The organism is Nocardioides sp. dk884 (assembly GCF_009557055.1).
Taxonomy (GTDB): domain Bacteria; phylum Actinomycetota; class Actinomycetes; order Propionibacteriales; family Nocardioidaceae; genus Nocardioides.
Genome location: NZ_CP045649.1, coordinates 1,006,583 through 1,024,539, shown reverse-complemented (window position 1 = coordinate 1,024,539; position 17,957 = coordinate 1,006,583). Strand labels below are relative to the sequence as shown.

Below are 17,957 nucleotides of genomic sequence, written 5' to 3'. Positions count from 1 at the left end.
GGCTCAGGCCTCGTACCACCACGGCTGCAGCTTCGGCTCCTCGCGGGTCAGCAGCACCCGCTGGCGCAGGAAGCGGCGCACCGAGGCCGGGCCCATCCGGCTCGGGCCGAGACCGGAGAGCTTGAACGCCTGCTTCTCCCCCTCCGGGACCAGACCGGTCAGGCACACGTCGTTGATGCTGACGCCGCCCGCCTCGAGGCGGGCGGCGACGCCCTGGGCGACCTCACGGCTGCCGAAGACGGCACCCGAGAGCCCGTAGCGGGTGTCGTTGGCCAGCGCGACCGCCTGGTCGAGGTCGTCGACGGCCATCACCGGGATCACCGGGCCGAAGGTCTCCTCGGTCATCACCGTCATCGTGTGGTCGACGCCGGACAGCACGGTGGGGCGCAGGTAGGGCCGCCCGCCGTGCTCCTCGACCTCGCCCCCGTGGCGCACCACGGCACCGCGCTCGACCGCGTCCCGGATGTGCTCGGCGACGACCGCCGCCTGCCGCGCATCGATGAACGGGCCCATCTCGCCGTCGGCGGGGGTCGGTACGGCGAGCCGCACCGCGGCGGCCTTGCGCACGATCAGCTCGACGAGCTCCTCGGCGACCGCGCGCTCGGCGTACACCCGCTCCAGGGACATGCACGACTGCCCGGTGTTGGCGGTGGAGCCCCACAGGATCGCCGAGCTCGCGATGTCGAGGTCGGCGTCGGCCGCGACGATCACGGCGTCCTTCCCACCAAGCTCGAGGAACGACGGCACGAACGCCTCCGCGGCCGCGACGGCCACGGCCTGCCCGGTGCGCACGCTGCCGGTGAAACAGACCGCGTCCACGCACGACACCAGCTCCCGACCGGCCTCCGGGCCGCCCTCCACGACGACCAGCACCTCCGCCAGGCCCGGGACCGCGGCGATGCTCGCCTGCAGCGCCGGCACGAAGCCGGGGGTGACCTCGCTCGGCTTCACGACCACCGGGCACCCGGCCAGCAGCGCGGGGACCGCGTCGATGAGGGCGAGCTGGAGCGGGAAGTTCCACGGCGAGATCACCCCGACCACGCCGAGCGGCACGGGCGCGTCGGTGATCAGCACGCTGCCGTCGCTGCTCGGCCGGCCCGAGGGCCCGCCGAGCAGGTCGCGGGCCCACCCCGACTGGCGCTCGATGGAGGCCAGCACGGAGTCGATCTCCATCTCGGAGAGCGCGATCCGGCCGGTGTCGGCCACCAGCCCTGCCACCAGCTCGGTACGGCGGGCCCGCAGCTCATCCGCCCACTGCGCGAGGACCTCGATGCGGCCCTCCACGCCGCGCGCCACCCAGTCGGCGACCCGGGCGCGTACGTCGCTCACCGCGGTGACGATCTCGTGCTCCACTCTCGTGCTCCTCTGCTGTACGGCGGGGACGGACGCCCGGTCGGGCCCCGTCGGTGGTGATCAGGGCAGGGTCGGCGGCTCGGGCAGCTGGGTGAGGTCGACCCGGCTGAGCACGGCGGCGCCGGGCATCGTCAGCACGCTCAGGACGACCTGCGCCACGGTGAGCGCCGGCAGCCGGCGTACCGAGCCGCCGGTCGAGAGGTCGCTCTCGACCGCGGCGGCGACCACCACGTCGGTGACCTTGACCTGGTCGGGCGCGACCTCCAGGCGCAGCGCGTCGGAGAGCCCGAGCAGGCCGAACTTGGAGGCGGTGTAGGCGGCGCCGGGCTCGTAGCCGCGCAGCCCGGCGCCGGAGTTGACGTTGAGCACCTGCCCGCGGCAGCCGTCGACCGGCGCCTGGCACCGCATCTGGGCGACGGCGGCCTGCAGGGCGTGCAGCGCGCCGGTGAGGTTCACCTCGAGGGTCGTCGACCAGTCCTCGGCGCTGACCCCGGTGGCGGTGCCGCGCCGGAACACCCCGGCGTTGTTGACCAGGGCGTCGAGCCTCCCGGAGGAGGCCACCACGTCCGCGACCACCCGGACGCAGGCCTCGGCGTCGCGCACGTCGAGCACGTGCGCCTCAGCCCGGCCGCCGCCCGCGCGGACCTCCGCGACGACGGCGTCCAACGGTGCTGCCCTGCGCCCGGCGACGTGCACCGTCCACCCGAGCGCGCCGAGGAGCCGGGCGGTCGCGGCACCGAGGCCGGTGCCGCCGCCGGTGATGAGGATCGTCCCTGGCACCGGGCTCAGACCGGGTTCTGCTCGGGGTCCCAGCGGACCGCCTCAGCACCGGGCACCCGGCGCTCCTCGATGATCGTGAGCTTGCTCAGCTCGCCGTTCTCGAAGTGCTGCCAGACCCGGGTCCGGTAGTCGCCGTCGGGCCGGGTGACCTCGATGATCCGCTCGTCGGGGCGGTCCTTCCACCCGAAGGAGAAGATCACCGCCTCCGCGCCGACCCGGCTGGTCTCGCCCCACATGTCGGAGTTGTGGAAGCGGACCGAGTCGCCCTCGACGGTCGCGTGGTAGTAGTGCTCGTAGGGCTCCTGCCCGGCGCGCAGGTAGGTGACCCGCTCGGTCCAGGTGGTGCCCGCCATCCGGCCCTCCTGGCGGCTGTCGAACTTCTCGACCAGGGTGCCGTCGGGTCGCAGCACCGTGTAGGTGCCCGCCCACACCCCGGCGACCTTCTCGCGCAGGATGTCGTTGATGGTGGTGCTCATGTGCGATCTCCTCGGCTGGGATCAGATGATGCCGCGGGCCTCGAGGCCGCGGATGACGCTCTCCTGGGTGCTGCGGAAGTGCGCGCGGTCCGGGACACCCGTGACGGTGTTGGCCGGGTGCACGCTCGTCCCGGCGTACGTCGGGGCGTAGAGCTCGAAGCGCTGGCGCGCCAGCACGTTCTCCATGGCCACCCGGCGCCGGAACGCCCGCAGCGAGGCCAGGTCGATCTCCGCGTTGGCCGCCATCGACGGGCCCTGGACCGCCTCGGCCAGCACCAACCCGCGGTGGTCGACGATCTTGCTGCTGCCGTCGCCGGACTGCGGGGGCAGCGAGGTGCCGTAGAGCCCGGCGGTGTTGGCCGACACGACGTACGCGCTGTTCTCGAGGGCGCGCGCCAGCTTCGCCACGTTCTTCGGCGACTGCAGGCCGCTGGCCACCTCCGAGGAGCTGTGCACGAAGATCTCCGCCCCCCGCATCGCGAAGCAGCGCGCGATCTCGGGGTAGAGGATCTCCTCCGAGGCGATCGGCGCGAGCCGGCCGATCTCGGTGTCGGCGACCGGGAACAGCGCGTCCTCGCCGTAGATCTCCAGGTAGCGGTCCAGCACGTCGTGCGGGGTCACCGCCCACATCGAGTTGAGCCGGCGGTAGCGCAGCAGCAGCTCACCGGTCGGCCCGAAGATCACGCAGGCCTGGAAGTACACCCCCGGGAAGTGCTGGTCGGTCTCGTAGTTGTTGACCGCGAGGAACACCCCGGCGTCCTGGGCGATCGCCGCGAGCCGCTGGTACTCCGGCCCGTCCGGGTCCAGCGCGGCGCGCTCGGCCCAGACCGGCAGGGCCTCCCCCATCGGCGGCCCGGACAGCACGTACTCGGGCAGCACCACCAGGCGCAGGTCCTGGCCGACGCTGGCCCGGGAGGCCAGCACCTCCCCGTGGATGCGGTCGACGGCGGCCAGCATCGCCGAGCGCGCTGACGCGGTGTCGGGGCACTCGTTGATCGCATGGCAGGCGGTCTGCAGGGCCAGGGCGCGGAAGCGAGGGGCGCTCACAGCAGCGCCTTCGCCTCGGCGAGGAGGTCGGGATAGACGACCTTGGAGAGGTCGGCCTCCCGGGTGATCAGCTTGGCGCCGAGCAGCGCGTCCTGCATCTGCTCCCACTCCTGCGGGTGCAGCGCCATCAGCTGCTTCTGGCCGCGGGCGAGGTAGAGCGGGCGCACCAGGTCGAGCTGCTCCTGGGCGTCCTCCGGGGTGATCTCGCGGTTGTACTTGCGGATCCACTCGATGGTCTGGGAGTCGTTGGACTCCTCGCAGACGAACTCCAGTGCCTGGTAGAACCCGGCCAGCACCTTGACGACGACGTCGCGGTGCTGGTCGAGCTCGTCGCGGGTGGTGAGGTAGGTGTCCGCGGGAACCGGCATCACGTCGTCGAAGTTCCACGCGTGCACGCCGCTGCCGGCCTCCTCGAGCGCCTCGCGCTCGGCCGCGCTGCCGATCCAGGCGGCCACGTCGTCCTTCGCCGCGAACTGGTACGCCGCGGTGCCGAGGCCGGTGACCTTGCGCTCGATGGCCTTCGGGTCGATGCCGGCCTGGACGGCCATCAGGTCGATCAGCTGGTCGGTGGTGCCGCCGGCCGAGACGACGCCGACCGCCTTGCCCTCGAGCTCGCCGATCTCGGTGATCGGCGACTCGGCCATCGACTGCAGCTCGAAGGCCGTGCGCTGCACCGGCATCCCGATGGCGACGAACGGCGCGTCCTCGTTGGCGATCGTGATCAGCGCGCTGATCGACTGGAAGCGGGTGTAGGCCGTCGAGCCGGCGATCAGCCCGGACATCGCCTGCGGGGTGCCGGTCGAGGAGATCACGTCGACGTCGAGGCCGAGGTCCTTGAAGAAGCCGGCCTCGCGGGCCACCATCTCCGGGCAGTTGCCGACGTTGTAGCCCAGCGCCGTCTGGTAGGTGCGCCCGGTCCCCCCGCCGCCACCGCCGCCCGCGTTGTCACCGCCGCAGGCGCTCAGCAGCGAGGCGGTGGGGATCGCGACCCCGAGGCCGGCGGCCCACGAGAGGACGCTGCGGCGGCTCAGTCCGTTCTGGTGCATGGATTCTCCTGTGCTTCGGGGGGATCAGTGGGTGGGCCGGGCGAGCCGGACGGACTCGTGCCAGGGGATGAGGAACCGCTTGAGCGACGTCACGGCCAGGTAGAGCACCAGCCCGTAGAGCGCCATCAGCACGATCGCGCCGAACAGCAGGTCGATCTGCAGGTTGTTCTGCAGGTTCAGCGCGTAGCGGCCCAGGCCCTTGTCGCCGCCGAGGTACTCCCCGACGATCGCGCCGATCGTGGCCAGCACGATCGCCTGCTCCAGGCCGGCGAGGATGAAGGCCATCGTGTGCGGCACCTCGACGCGCACGAAGCGGAAGAGGCGTCCGGCGCCGATCGAGCTGGCCATGTCGGTGTGCCCTTGGGGCAGCGACTGGATGCCGAAGGCGGTGTTGACCATCAGCGGGAAGAAGCAGACCAGCGCGGCGAGGGCGATCTTGGACTCCTCTCCGAAGCCGAACCAGAGCACGAACAGCGGCGCGAGCGCGACCTTCGGCGTCACCTGCAGCAGCACCAGGAACGGCTTGAGCACGAGGTTCAGGATCCGGGACTTGCCGATGGCGAAGCCGGACCCGATCCCGATCACGGCGCCGATCAGCAGCCCGAGCACCGTCTCGACGAAGGTCGTCCAGACGTGCACCTTCCAGATGTAGGGGTCGCTGACCTGGCTGCGCAGCGCGGTCCACACGTCGCCCGGCGGCGGGACGATGAACGGCGAGACGTCGCTGACCTCGACGTAGAGCTGCCAGCCGCCGATCAGCGCGAGCGCGAGCAGCGGCGTGGTCACCAGCACCAGGTAGCGATCGAGCCAGCCCCGGGCGCTCATGCCGCGCTCCCGTGCTCGCCGGCCGCGTCGTGGGCCAGCGCCTCGCGCAGCACTCCGGTGTAGCGGGCGAACTCCGGTGTCGCCAGCACGTCGATGCCGCGGGGCCGCTCGAGCTCGATCGGCACGTCCGCCACGATCCGGCCCGGGCCGGCCTGCATCACCACCACCCGGTCGGCCAGGAACACCGCCTCCTGGATGGAGTGGGTCACGAAGACCACCGTCTTCTGCTTCTCCAGCCAGATCCGCTGCAGCTCGAGGTTGAGGTTGTCCCGCGTCTGCGCGTCGAGGGCGCCGAACGGCTCGTCCATGAGCAGCACGGAGGGGTCGTAGGACAGCGCCCGCGCGATCGCGACCCGCTGGCGCATCCCGCCGCTGAGCTGGTGCGGCAGCTTGGCGCTGGCGGCCGACAGGCCGACGACGTCGAGCATCGCCGCGGCGATCGCCCGGCGCTCGGAGCGCGGCACCTTGCGGCTCTCCAGCGGGAGCAGCACGTTGGCGAGGGCCGAGCGCCAGGGCAGCAGGTTGTGCTCCTGGAAGACGAAGCCCACGTCCCCCAGCGCCCGGCGGCGCGAGGCGGCGCTGCTGCCGAGCTCGCGCCCGGCCACCTCCACCCGTCCCCCGGTGGCGGTCTCGAGGCCGCCCATGATGCGCAGCAGCGTGGTCTTGCCACACCCCGAGGACCCGAGCAGGGCGACGAACTGCCCCTCGGGGATCTCGAGCTCGATGTCGCCGAGGATCAAGGGCGCCCCGGGCGGGCCGAATCTCTTGGAGACGTGGTCGATGGAGAGGGCAGTCACTGCACGGCCTTTCGCGGGTCGGTGGCGTGAGGGGCGCAACCTGGGGGGAGGACCGCCGAGCCGGTCGCCGCACCGGTACGACGACGCGGGCGTGTCCGCCGACGTCAGGTCATTCCGCACCGCGAAACGTCATTCCGAATCGGTGAGGGAATCCTCCACCGCGGGCCGCGGCTTGGGAAGAGCCAGCGGATATGTCAGGTAATTGGCGCGCCGGCGTCGGAGGAGGGGCGCTCAGCCCCAGGCACGCACGTGCAGCGGCGCGTGCCCGGCAGGCGGCCGGGTGCCGGCCGGCAGCCAGCCCCACAGGCGCGCGTCGAGGTCGAGCAGGTCGGCGTCGTGGTGCAGCGGGCCGCCGAGCCCGTCGGCGAGCACGGCGTACTCCCCGGGCACCTCGGGGGCGTCGGCGCGCAGGACGCCGCGCGCATCCAGCGCGACCGGGTCCTGCGGGGCGGCCACCGCCGGCTCGCCGGCGACCCACTCCGGCACGCCGGAGAACCAGGCGATCACCAGGGCGCCCTCCTCCGAGCGCGTGTCGACGCGCAGGGTGCGGGGCGGCAGATAGACGTAGTCACCGACCCGATGGGTCCCGATCACCTCGATCGAGCCCTCGAGCACGACGAACTCCTCCGCCGGCAGGTAGTGCCCGGACCCCGGGCGCCGCCATCCCGGCGGGAACCTGACCAGCGAGACGCTGGCCTTGGAGACGGGGTCGGCGTGCAGCCGGCACAGCCGGACCTGCGGCGCCGATCCCGGGATCGTCAGGTCGAGCCAGCTGCTCTCGGGGACGTCGAGGGACTGCAGCGCGGGCGCGTCGTCGGCTGCGGGCATCGGGCCGGTACCGCTCAGCCGGCCGCGAGGCGGGTGCCGAGCAGCCGCCCGAAGGTGAGCGCCGGTGTCACGAGCATCCCGCCGCAGAAGCTGTTGCCGCAGGTGGCGCCGGCGCCGATGACCTCGCCGATGGCGTAGAGCCCCGGGATCGGCTCGCCGGCCTCGTCGCGGACCGCGAAGTCCGCGTCGATGTCGAGGCCCTGGAAGGTCACCAGCGTGATCGCGTGGTTGCGGATCGCATAGAACGGGCCCTCGGCGATCGGCGCGGGCAGGTAGGTGCGCCCGAACTCCGGGTCCACGCCGTTCGCCACCGCCTCGTTGTAGGCCGCGACCGTCGCCTCCAGGCCGTCCGGGTCGATCCCGGCCAGCCGGGCGACCTCCGCGATCGTGGGGGCGGAGTGCAGGCCCGGGCGCTTGTTGACCATGGCGCGGACCGCGTCGGGGTCCTTGCCGACGACCATCTCGTTGAGCGTGCCGGTGGACAGGCTCAGGGCCTGGTCGTCGAACACCGTCCAGAAGGTCTGGTCGGTGATGGTGGCCAGCGCCCGCTCCTTCTGGTCGATGGACTCCTCGTCCTCGGCGACCCAGCGCTTGCCGTGCACGTCGACGTAGATCTCGCGCGGCGGCCGCTCGCTGGTCAGCCGCTGCCGGTCGTTCCAGTTGGCACGGTTGGGCGCCTGCGGGTCGGGCAGCCCACCGAAGGTCGGCAGGTAGGTGCCCTCGCCCTGGAGGCGGGCGCCGACGGACATCCCGAGGTGGATGCCGTCGCCGGTGGAGGTCTTCGCGGCGGCGGAGACGAGGGGCGCGCCCTCGAGCTCGAGGAAGAGCTCGGGGTCGGCGCCGTACCCGCCGGTCGCCAGGACCACGGCCGGCGCGTCGACCTCGACCTCGTCGCTGCCGCGCAGGACCGAGACGCCGATGACCCGGCCCTCGTCGTCCTGGCGCAGCTCGATGACCGGCGCCTGGGTCCACACGGTGAGGTCGTGCTCGGCGACGGTGCGGTCGAGCTCGGCGCGCAGCACCTCGAGGATCGAGAGGCCCTCGTCCTTGCCGTACGCCGTGCGCGCGACGCTGTAGGGCTCGTGGCCGTAGACGATGCGCGGGGTCTCCGGCGCCCAGGGGAAGTCGCGCTCGTGGAGCCAGTCGAGGGTCTGCGGGGAGTGCTCGGCCACGATCGTGATCAGGTCGTCGCGGGCGGTGCCGGCACTGATCTCGCGGACGTCGGCGAGGTGCGCCTCGGGCGAGTCCACGATGCCCTTCTCCGCTTGACGCTTGGTGCCGCCGGCCGCCATGTGGCCGCCGGTGATGAAGAGCGTGCCGCCGGCCTTGGACTCCTTGTCGACGAGCAGCACCCGGGCGCCGCCCTGGGCGGCGTGGATGGCGCACGGGATCCCGGCGGTGCCGGCTCCCACGACGACGACGTCGTAGCTGGTCTCGGTGCTGATCGCTCTTCACTCCTCAGGGGCGCCTCGGTCGGAGGCGGGCTCGAACGGGTCTGGGGCCGGAGCCCCAGGGGGTGGTGCGCCCCACGCCGTACGACGTGGGGCGCACCGGGTGATCACATGCCGTCGCCGTCCCAGCGGCCGCGCGAGCGGCTGCGGACCGGCAGCGAGGAGATGATCGGGGCGGGGATGGGGTCCCCGTCCTTCCAGTCGACGCGGGTGCCCCAGTTGTGCGCGAACTTGCCGGTGCGCTCGTCGGGGTGCTCGACGTCGCGGCCGCTCCAACCCCAGTCGAGGTTGATGGTCTCGCGGGCCGGGGTCTCGTCGTGGCTGTGCTCGTGACCGTGCTCGTGGTCGTGACCGTGCTCGTCGTCGTGCGAGTGGTCGTGACCGTGCTCGTCGTCGTGCGAGTGGTCGTGACCGTGCTCGTGGTCGTGGCCGTGGCCGCCCTGGAGGTTGGCCGCGTCCATCGCCTTCATGATCGCCAGGATCGACGGGTCCGCGCCCAGGCCCTGGTGCTTGACCGGGGTGTTGTTCTGGCCCTGGTCGATCTGGAACTGCCAGGCGGCGGTCATCTGACGCATGTCCTCGTCCGAGCGCCACGGCTCGGCGAGGTCGTGGGTCGAGGAGGACCAGCGGGCCGGCTCGTGCGGCGCCTCGTTGAGGCCCTCGGGCGTGTAGTTGACGCCGTCGCCGCCCCAGCGCACCCACTCGTTCTGGGTGTACCAGTTCTTCAGCTCGCCGTCCGAGCGCAGCAGCCAGGTGGCGCCACCCTCCATGGTGGTGAAGTGGCCGTGCTTCACCCGCGCGGGGCGGAAGAAGTAGGTGCCGAGGTCCAGGGTGCCGAAGTTGTACTCCATGTGGCCCTGGGTCGTGTACGCCTCCTCGTAGCACGGGTGGTGCGCGAGGCGGTGGTCCGACCAGCCCTCCTGGGCGTGGACCAGGCGGGTGTAGAAGCCGGTGACCGGGTCCACGTGCAGGTACTTGATGTACAGGCCGGGCATCGGGCCGGGGTTGGGGACGGCGTCCCACTTCATCGCCTCGGAGTCGATGACGATGACGTCCTCGCGGGCGTCGTCCCAGGCCTTGGCGCCGGCGAGGGAGTCCACCGCGTCGAAGCCGGCGTCGCCGTACTCGCGGTAGTGCAGGATCTTGGTGCCCTCGGCGACCTTGAGGTAGTCGACCGGCACGCCCTTGGGCGCGTAGACGTAGCCGCCCTTGCCGATCTTGCGACCGCCGTAGTCGATCTCGCCCTCGAGGACGTAGTACTCGGTGTTCGCGTGGTGGATGCCGGCGCTGCGGCCCCACTCGGTGTGGAAGTCGACCCGCAGCGAGGACGAGCCGTCCTCCTCGTCCACCGAGAGGCGGCGCTCGCTCGCGCGGCCCTCGGCGCCCGGCAGCTCGGCCGCGTGCCAGACGTAGTCGTCTTCCTGGATCAGTTCCACGTGCGGTCGCAAGACGCGCCTCTTCTCTCTCGATGGGTGGTGGTGGTGCGTGGTGCTGCGTTGCTCGACGGCACTCGGACGCGCGTCCCGGACACGCGCGTCAGGCGGAGATCTCGACGAAGGTCACCGGGAGTCCGTTGGGGGTGTCCACGAACGCCACCGGCTGCCCGGCGAAGAGGACCGACGGTCCCGCCTGGTTTCTCGTACAAACTGTACCGCCTAACTGCTCCGCGCGGAACAGTGTTTCTTCAAGGTTTTTCACCTTGAACAGCCAGCCGGTGTGGCCGAGGTGCCGACCGGTCCGCTGCCGGTCCCGGCGGTCGGTGCCAAGGGTCCGGTTCTCGAGGCGGGTGACCTCCAGACGGGCCGTGCTGGGCCCGGCGAGGAAGCTCAGGCGCATGACCGAGCCCGCGGGCAGCAACGCCATCTCGTCGAGGCCGGGGTGGGTGAAGGACACGTCGTACCAGCTCTGCAGGCCCAGCCCGTCGGGTCCCCAGAAGGCGGTCTCGGCCTCGAAGTCGGGCACGTGGCACACCACCGAGGTGAGCTCGGTGTAGTGCCGGTCGGGGTCGGCGTCCCAGGCCGCGGTGCCGCGAGCCTGGGCCGGCTCGACGAAGACGATGTCGGTCCCCTCGGGGGCCAGCAGGAACCCCTGCGTCACCGAGACCAGCTTCTCCCCCAGCGGCACCGCCCAGGTCGCCGGCGGGGTGCGCCACTGCTGCCCGGCGGCGGCCAGCGTGGCGTGGCTGACCTCGATGTCGCGGGTGTACATGTTGATCGCCACCAGGCCGGTGTCGGCCTGGAGCGGGTGCTCGGGAACCTCCTGGTCCGGGACCTGGAGGAGGACCAGCCGGCCGTGCTGGGCACCCGCGGCGTTGAGCACGGTGACCGGCAGGTCACCGACCCCCTCGCCCCAGAGCGCGGCGGCCTCGGCGGCGGGGAGCACGCCCTCCTCGACGACCTCCCAGCCGAGCTGGCCGACGTAGAGCTCGAGCTGGGCGGCGAGGTCGTTGACCCCGAGGAACGCGGCGTCGACGCCGCCGATGATGAGGGACTCGCCCATGTCAGCTCTCCTTCTCGGTGCCGGCGCCGGCCAGCTGGCGACCCAGCAGCCGGCCCAACGTCATGGCGGGGGTGATGCTCATGCCACCCACGTAGTTGTCCCCGGCGAACCTGTTGTTGCCGAGCACCTCGCCCACCGCGTGCAGCCCCTCGATGGGCTCGCCGGCGGTGTCGAGCACCCGCAGCGAGGTGTCCACCGCCAGCCCGTCGCGGGACAGGATCGAGGAGGCGACGGTGGTGATGGCGTAGTACGGCGCCTGCTCCAGGCGCCGGGGAAGGGTGGTCCGGCCGAGCGGGTCGCTCCCGCTGCTGACCGCCTCGTTGTACGACGCGACGCTCGCGGCCAGCGCGTCCGCGTCGACGTCGAGCAACGCGGCCAGCTCGGCGAGCGAGTCGGCGCGGGTCACCCACGGGCTGGTGCGGCAGGCCTCGGCGAAGCGCGCGGGGGTCCACTCGTCGGCGGGGTTGCGGATCAGGCTGACCGGCGCGTGCTCGACGACGCCGGCGTCGAAGATGACGTGCATGGCGTTGCCGGGCTGGCGGATCAGCGCCCGCTCGCGGTGCTCGGGGCTGGTGGTGTCCTCGGCGACGAAGCGGTGGCCCTCGCGGTTGACCCAGATCTCGTGGGGCGCGCGGTAGGCGGGAGCCATCTCCACGAACGCCTCGCGGTAGTCCACGGCGTGCTGGGGCCGGGCGCTGTCGGGGATCAGCCCCATCACCGGGAGGAAGAAGCCGTCGGCCGAGACCGCCGCGCCGAGGGCCTCGGCGGCGAGCAGGCCGTCGCCGGTGGCGTGGTCGAGGCAGCCGACGAGCACGTCACGGCACCCCTCGGGCAGGAAGCGGTTGCGCAGCTCGATGTTGGCGTCGTAGCCGCCGGTGGCCAGCACGACGGCGTCGCCGGCGAGGGAGTCTGCGCGGCCGTCGTGCTCCACCTCGACCCCGACCACCCGGGACCCATCACGCAGCAGCCCGGTCATCGTGGTGGACAGGTGCAGCCGGATCCGGCCGGCGGCGATCTGCTCCTCGAGCAGCCGCTGGAGGACGGTGATGACCGAGCGTCCGTGCCCGACGCCCCAGTAGGTGCGCGGGACGTCGTACACCTCATGGCCGTGGATCAGCCCGGGGCAGTCGGGGTGGAACTCGAAGCCGAGGTCGTCGAGCCAGTCGACGGTCTCGCCCTGGTGACGCACCGAGAGCGCGGCCAGGTCGCGGTCGATGCGGCCGTGGGAGATCCGCTCGACCTCCTCGAGGTGGCGCTGCGGGCTGTCGTCGATGCCGTGCTCGCGCTGGCGCCGGCTGCCGGCGCCGGAGAACTCACCGTTCGCGATGTGCAGCATGCCGCCGATGCCGGCCTGCTTCTCGACCAGGTGCACCTGGGCGCCGTGCTCGGCCGCGGTGATGGCGGTCGCGAGACCGGCGCCGCCGGTGCCGACCACGACCACGACCGGGCCGGGCGTCGTGGGGCTCATCGCGCCCCGTCGGCGACGATCTCGATCTCGACACCGACCGGACCGCGCAGGACGCCGTCACCGAGCTCCTCGGCCCCGACCGCGACCAGCGCCTCGCGGGTAGCCGCGGGGTCGTCGGCGACCAGGACGAGGCGGCGGATGCCGACGGGGTCCGCGCTGCGGTCGCGGGTCGGGACGCCGGTGAACGACATGATCTCCAGGCGGGCCGGCTGGTGCTGGGGGCCGACCATGAAGGCGAGGCGGAGCGCGGCGTCGGCGGGCATGCCGACGAGCTCGTCGAAGGGAGCCCCCGACATCGCGCCGTCGAAGAGGGTGCTGAAGCCGGCCGCCTCGAAGAACGCGACAGCGGCGTCGTGGTCGGCCACGACGAGCACGGCCGTGTGCAGCTCGGAGTGACGCCGGCCGGCGTCCGCGTCGTACGCCGCGCTGGGGCGGTGCGCGCCGGTCACGGCCAGCGGGATCGTCCACCACACGCCGTCCGGGCCCCGGCCGACCAGCTCGGAGAGGCTCGCCTCGCCGTACGGGTAGGTCACCGGGCGCCGCGGGGCTCCCCCGGCGCGGGCCATCGCGGCCGCGGTGGCGTCGAGGTCGCGGGAGTAGATCCCGAGCAGCCGGGCGCCGAGGTCCCACACCGCCGGGCTCGTCTCGTCGGCGGGCGAGCCCTGCGCCGGCACCAGCCGCAGCCGGCCGGCCGGCGCTCCCGGGACGCCGAGCAGCACCGAGCCGTCGACCTCCTCGAGCACCTCGAGGTCGAAGGCCTCGCGGTGGAAGCGGGCGGCGGCAGCGACGTCGGCGCTGGCGACCACCACCTCCTGGAGGTACTGAAGGCTCATCGTCTTCCTCTCTCGGCGGCCGGTCGTGCGTAGCGGACCAGACCGCCCATGTGTTCCACTAATGGAAACATCGTTTCGCTGAGCGTAAACAGCGAGGTCGGGCTCCGTCAACGGCTGCCCACTCCTCGGCGCTCGGATTTCGGGCCCCCCGCCGCTCGAGGAACCGGAGATCTCGTGAGCACTGCCCTCCCCCGCCCGCGCAGCCGATCGGCGGCGAGCAGGACCCGCCCGCCGCTCGTGGTGGCGCTGATGTGCGCGATCGGCATGGGCTGCGTGATGTTCGACCAGACCTCCCTGGTCGTCGCCGCGCCCACCATCGGCGCGGACCTCGGCGCCGGGATCAGCGGTCTGCAGTGGCTGACCGCGATCTTCCCGCTGGTCGCCGCGAGCACGATGCCGGTCAGCGGGCTGCTCGGCGAGCGCTGGGGCGCCCGGACCACGCTGCGCGCCGGACTGCTGGTCTTCGCCGCCGGCGCTGCGATCGCCGCGCTCGCGCCGAGCCTCCCGGTGCTGCTCGCCGCGCGCGTCGTCCAGGGCGTGGGCGCCGCCCTGGTGCTGCCCAACGGCCCCACCCTGCTCGGCGGCAACGTCGACCTCGCCCATCGGGCGCGCAGCGTCAGCCACTGGATGATGGCCAGCTCCACCGGCCTGCTCCTCGGCCCGCTCCTCGGCGGCACCCTGGCCGATGCCTACGGGTGGCGCGCGACGTTCGCCGCAGTCGTCCCGGTCGCGCTCCTCGCCGTACTGGTGACCGGGCGCCTGGACAACACCGCGCGGCGCGAGGCGGGACGCCTCGACGTCGCCGGGCTGGTGACGGCCTGCGCGACGCTGGCGCTGCTGTCCTGGGCGCTGATCGCGACCGGCCGCGGCACCGCCGGGGCGGGACCTCTCCTCGCGGCGTACGCCGGCGCGGCCGTGCTGGCCTGGGTGTTCGTGCGGGTGGAGCGTCGCGCGGAGCGCCCGGTGCTCGACGTCGAGCTCTTCGCCTCCCCCCGCATCCGGGCGATCCTGGTCGCCTGCCTGGGCTACAACGCCGTCATCAACGGCTCGGCGTTCCTGCTGTCGATGCACTTCCAGGACACGCGCGGGCTGAGCGTCACGGCCGCCGGCCTGCTGATGCTGATCGCGAACGCCGGGATGCCGATCGCGGGCGTGCTGGTCAACGTCCTGCGACCCTTCCTCTCCTCGCCGACGCTGATGGGCGGGAGCCTGCTGGTCCTGGCCGCGGCGTACCTGGCGCTGGCGCTCGGGGGCGACCTGCCGATCGGGGCCCTGGTGGTGCCGCTGGTGCTCGTCGGGGTCGGGTGCGGCGTGCTGTACTCCCTCGACACCAGCGCGCTGCTGGACGCGGCGCAAGGTCATCAGAGCGCCCCCGCGATGGCCTCGGTCGCGCTGATGCGGCAGATCGGCACGGTGCTGGGCATCGCCGCGCTCGCCTCGGCCGGACAGGTCGCGGTGTCGACCGGCATCACCGAGCACGGCGAGCCCGTCGCGTTCGCGCTCTCCGCGCTCGTGCTGGTCGTCCTCGGCATCTGGCTGCGGCGCAGGTTGCTCGCCGCCTGATCGGACCCTGACCGGAGCGCCCTGACCGGAGCCCGGGCCGGATGAGGCACGGCGCCGGCCGGGGTCGCTCCCCCGGCCGGCGCCGACTCGATGCCTGCTGGACTACGTGACGTCACGCAGGGTGTTGAGCCACAGCAGCGAGGACGGCTCGTAGCCGACCAGCTGATTGGACCAGGCCTGGCTGCTCTGGGAGACCACGAGCTGGATGTTGCCCTGGGTCTCGACGTCGCGCTGCTGCACGGCGCGCCACGCCTCGGCCTGCGCGTCCTCGCCCTGCGCGGTCAGCGCAACCTCGAGGAGCTTGTCCATCTCGGCGTCGGCGAACTTCGCGAAGTTGTTCGCGGCCTTCGAGTTCAGCCCGCCGTTGACGTAGTCGGGCGCGAAACCGGTCGAGGTCGAGGCCGGCGCGTCGAACAGGATCAGGTCGTAGTCGCCCGAGACGAGGTTGGCGTAGAAGCCCGCGACGTCCTGGGACTCCACGGTCGCCTCGATCCCCAGGTCCTTGAGGTTGGACTGCAGGATCGTCGCCGCGCTGGTCACCTGCGGGTCGTTGACCGCGATGATGTTGAGCTTGCGGTCCAGCTCGACGCCCGAGGCGGCGAGGTGCTCCTTGGCCTTGTCCAGGTCCGGCTCGGCGCCGAACGCCAGGCCGAGGTCCTCGTCGTGGTAGAGCGTGCCGTAGGTCAGGTAGGTGCTGTTGGGGCGACCGGCGCCGCTGTAGACCTGGTCGACGATGCGCTGGCGGTCCGCGGCGTAGGCGATCGCGAGGCGGAAGTCGGCGTTGGACGTCGGCCGGTCGGCCTTCATCGACGGGTAGGCGAAGAGCCGGGAGACGTTCGACTCCACCGTCACCGCGTTGGCGTCGCGCTGGGTGACCAGCTCGACCTGGTCGGTGGGCAGGTCGGGCACGATGTGGGAGTCGCCGTTGGTCAGCCGCGCGATCCGCGAGGCGTCCTCGGGGACCACCTTGAAGGTGATCGTCTCGAACTTCATCGGCTCGCCGTAGTAGTCCTCGTTGCGCTCCAGCGTCAGCGCGTCGCCGCGCTTGAGCGAGGCCAGCGCGTAGGGCCCACTGCCGTTGCCGGTGGTCGCGTACGTCGCGTTCGGCTTGTAGTCGTCCTCGTCGGAGATGATCGGGAGCATCGCCAGCTTGCTGTCCAGGTAGGCGTACGGCTCGCTGAGCTTCAGCACCACCGTGTCCTCGCCCTGCGCGGTGGCCGACTCGACGAAGCTCATGGCGGCCAGCCAGACCGCGCCGTTCTCGGGGTCCTGAGCCTCCTTCACGGTGTGCACCACGTCCGCGGCCGTGAGCGGGGAGCCGTCGTGGAAGGTGACGCCCTCGCGCAGCTTGACCGTCCAGGTGAGCCCGTCCTTGCTGACCTCGGGCATCTCGGCGGCGAGGTCCGGCGACATCGTGCCGTCCTCGTTCCACTGCAGCAGGCTGCTGTAGACCAGGCGGTAGTAGCGCTGCGCCTCCGCAGTGTTGCGGTAGAACGGGTCCAGCGAGTCCGGCTCGGCCAGGACGTCGACGACCAGGTCCGTGATCGTGGTGCTGTCCGGGGCGTCGCTGGAGGATCCGGATCCGCCGCCGCAGGCCGTCAGCACGCCGAGGCCGAGCACGGCGAGCGTGGCGGTGCCGAGGCGCAGACGGCCGGTCGAGCGGGCGGCGTACTGCGGGGTGCGCCGATTGAACAACATGGGGGCTCCATTCTGCTTTTCACGCATGGAAGAACCGGTCCGACCCCAGAGGCGGGCCAGGCGTTCCGCCATTCGGAACGCCTTTTCTATTTGCGGAATACGGCAAAGGTAAGTGGTGTGGACCACACCGTCAAGGCGGCGAGCCGGATCGTCCGATCCCGTGACGAGACCCGGTCGGCACGCCCGGATGCACCTTGACGGAACGGTGTTACGCCAAAAGGTGCGCTCATTACGGGGAGGTTGCAGACCGCCCCGGGGGACTCGTGCCGACGAGGGGTCAGCGGGTCTCGACGAGGAGCAGCGGGATGCCCGGAGGAAGGTCGAGCACGCAGGCGCGAGTGTCGCCGAACGGCGCGAGATCGAGCGGTACGACGGGTCCCGCGGCCTCCCCCGCGGCGGCGCGGACGGCGTCCAGGTCGGCCGTGCCCAGGACCGCGCCGAGGAGCCCGCGGCGCGGGGCCACCGCGCGACCGCGCAGGCTCGCAGCGGCGGTGGCGGGCAGGCCGTAGTCGACCAGGTTGAGGTAGGGCTGGTTGCGCGCCGGGCCCACCATCCGGGCGTGGACGGTGAGCTCCTCGTCGGTGCCCAGCAGCTCGCTGAACGAGGCGTCGCGGAAGCTGAGCTCGTAGACGACACCCCAGCCGAGCACCCGGTCGAGGAAGTCGAGGGTCTCGGCGGCGTCGCTGAGCGGCAGCGAGATGCTGACCACCTCGCTCACCCGCCGGTCGGAGACCTGGACGAAGTCGGCGAAGAAGTCCGCGGGAGCCCCCAGCACCGCGGCGACGACGTGGTCGGGCAGGCGCAGGTGGGCCTCGCGGAACCCCGCGTCCTCGCCCTCGTACTCCGCCTCGGATCCCTCGACCTTGCAGCCCGCGGCGCGGGCGTGGGCCACCGCCGCCGGGAAGTCCGGGGCGTGGAAGTCGACCACCCGCAGGACGTCGCGATGGATCCAGGTGTCCGGGTCCCGCACGGTCTCCGCCGAGCGCGGCCCGAAGTCGGCGAGCAGCACCCCCGCCGGGACGCCCTCGGTCTGCAGGGAGACGAGGCTCGCAGTGTCGACGCCGGCGCCGAAGATCGCCCGCGCGTCGGCGGTGGGCAGCTGCGCCCGGCCGGCCTCGACGAGGTCGAACACCTCACCGAAGGTCTGCTGGTGGGCCGCCACGTCGCCGGTGGAGATCAGGGGCCCGAAGAGGTAGGTGTCCGCCACGGCTGGGAGTGTAACCATGTTCCACATCCCGCAACGGTGTCTCCTAGATCATATATTGCTGTGCGAGACTCGGAGCAGCCCACCCG

General features: G+C 72.3%; 16 protein-coding genes. 1 reads left to right on the top strand and 15 read right to left on the bottom strand.

The features are described 5' to 3' along the window. Nucleotides 1–3: 3 nt before the first annotated feature. The 13 genes from GFH29_RS05025 to GFH29_RS04965 form a co-directional block, all read right to left on the bottom strand. Complete coding sequence (locus GFH29_RS05025; RefSeq protein ID WP_153322322.1) at nucleotides 4–1,353, bottom strand: aldehyde dehydrogenase family protein; 1,350 nt, start codon at nucleotides 1,351–1,353, stop codon at nucleotides 4–6. A gap of 60 nt (nucleotides 1,354–1,413) precedes the next feature. Further along, on the bottom strand, nucleotides 1,414–2,133 hold the full coding sequence (locus GFH29_RS05020) for an SDR family oxidoreductase (protein ID WP_194289031.1): 720 nt from the start codon (nucleotides 2,131–2,133) through the stop codon (nucleotides 1,414–1,416). Nucleotides 2,134–2,138: 5 nt separating this feature from the next. Continuing rightward, complete coding sequence (locus GFH29_RS05015) at nucleotides 2,139–2,609, bottom strand: DUF3598 family protein (protein WP_153322320.1); 471 nt, start codon at nucleotides 2,607–2,609, stop codon at nucleotides 2,139–2,141. 21 nt (nucleotides 2,610–2,630) lie between these two features. Beyond that, nucleotides 2,631–3,656 (bottom strand): nitrilase-related carbon-nitrogen hydrolase, encoded by a 1,026-nt coding sequence (locus tag GFH29_RS05010; protein ID WP_228387773.1) that lies wholly within the window; start codon nucleotides 3,654–3,656, stop codon nucleotides 2,631–2,633. Beyond that, the gene (locus GFH29_RS05005; protein ID WP_153322319.1) at nucleotides 3,653–4,702 is read right to left on the bottom strand and encodes an ABC transporter substrate-binding protein; all 1,050 of its coding nucleotides are present in this window, start codon (nucleotides 4,700–4,702) and stop codon (nucleotides 3,653–3,655) included. Before GFH29_RS05005 ends, GFH29_RS05010 begins: the two co-directional genes overlap by 4 nt. Before the next feature lie 24 nt (nucleotides 4,703–4,726). Then, nucleotides 4,727–5,527, bottom strand: a complete 801-nt coding sequence (locus GFH29_RS05000) for an ABC transporter permease (RefSeq protein WP_153322318.1) — start codon at nucleotides 5,525–5,527, stop codon at nucleotides 4,727–4,729. After that, nucleotides 5,524–6,324, bottom strand: a complete 801-nt coding sequence (locus tag GFH29_RS04995; RefSeq protein WP_228387772.1) for an ABC transporter ATP-binding protein — start codon at nucleotides 6,322–6,324, stop codon at nucleotides 5,524–5,526. The genes GFH29_RS05000 and GFH29_RS04995 overlap by 4 nt, the downstream gene beginning before the upstream one ends. A 231-nt stretch (nucleotides 6,325–6,555) precedes the next feature. After that, nucleotides 6,556–7,152, bottom strand: coding sequence for a cupin domain-containing protein (locus GFH29_RS04990; protein WP_153322316.1), 597 nt, complete (start codon nucleotides 7,150–7,152; stop codon nucleotides 6,556–6,558). A gap of 14 nt (nucleotides 7,153–7,166) precedes the next feature. Further along, nucleotides 7,167–8,597 carry an FAD-dependent oxidoreductase gene (locus GFH29_RS04985; RefSeq protein WP_153322315.1) on the bottom strand — a complete coding sequence of 477 codons (1,431 nt, stop codon included), beginning with the start codon at nucleotides 8,595–8,597 and terminating at the stop codon, nucleotides 7,167–7,169. Nucleotides 8,598–8,710: 113 nt separating this feature from the next. Then, nucleotides 8,711–10,039: a DUF4437 domain-containing protein gene (locus GFH29_RS04980; RefSeq protein WP_194289032.1), complete on the bottom strand. Its 1,329-nt coding sequence runs from the start codon at nucleotides 10,037–10,039 to the stop codon at nucleotides 8,711–8,713. Between the two features lie 100 nt (nucleotides 10,040–10,139). Then, nucleotides 10,140–11,102: a VOC family protein gene (locus GFH29_RS04975; RefSeq protein ID WP_153322313.1), complete on the bottom strand. Its 963-nt coding sequence runs from the start codon at nucleotides 11,100–11,102 to the stop codon at nucleotides 10,140–10,142. Between the two features lies 1 nt (nucleotide 11,103). Next, a complete protein-coding gene (locus tag GFH29_RS04970) occupies nucleotides 11,104–12,570 on the bottom strand; it encodes an FAD-dependent oxidoreductase (protein WP_153322312.1) in 1,467 nt (488 codons plus the stop codon). After that, the gene (locus GFH29_RS04965) at nucleotides 12,567–13,403 is read right to left on the bottom strand and encodes a VOC family protein (protein WP_153322311.1); all 837 of its coding nucleotides are present in this window, start codon (nucleotides 13,401–13,403) and stop codon (nucleotides 12,567–12,569) included. Before GFH29_RS04965 ends, GFH29_RS04970 begins: the two co-directional genes overlap by 4 nt. A gap of 174 nt (nucleotides 13,404–13,577) precedes the next feature. Between GFH29_RS04965 and GFH29_RS04960 the strand changes: the two genes are divergently transcribed. Further along, nucleotides 13,578–14,966 (top strand): MFS transporter, encoded by a 1,389-nt coding sequence (locus GFH29_RS04960; RefSeq protein WP_194289033.1) that lies wholly within the window; start codon nucleotides 13,578–13,580, stop codon nucleotides 14,964–14,966. Nucleotides 14,967–15,068: 102 nt separating this feature from the next. On the opposite strand, the gene GFH29_RS04955 is transcribed toward GFH29_RS04960, so the two are convergent. Together GFH29_RS04955 and GFH29_RS04950 are read right to left on the bottom strand one after the other, a co-directional pair. Next, entirely contained in the window at nucleotides 15,069–16,664 is a 1,596-nt protein-coding gene (locus tag GFH29_RS04955; protein ID WP_194289034.1) for an ABC transporter substrate-binding protein, read from the bottom strand. A gap of 277 nt (nucleotides 16,665–16,941) precedes the next feature. Further along, the gene (locus tag GFH29_RS04950) at nucleotides 16,942–17,871 is read right to left on the bottom strand and encodes a hypothetical protein (protein ID WP_153322308.1); all 930 of its coding nucleotides are present in this window, start codon (nucleotides 17,869–17,871) and stop codon (nucleotides 16,942–16,944) included. Nucleotides 17,872–17,957: the final 86 nt, after the last annotated feature.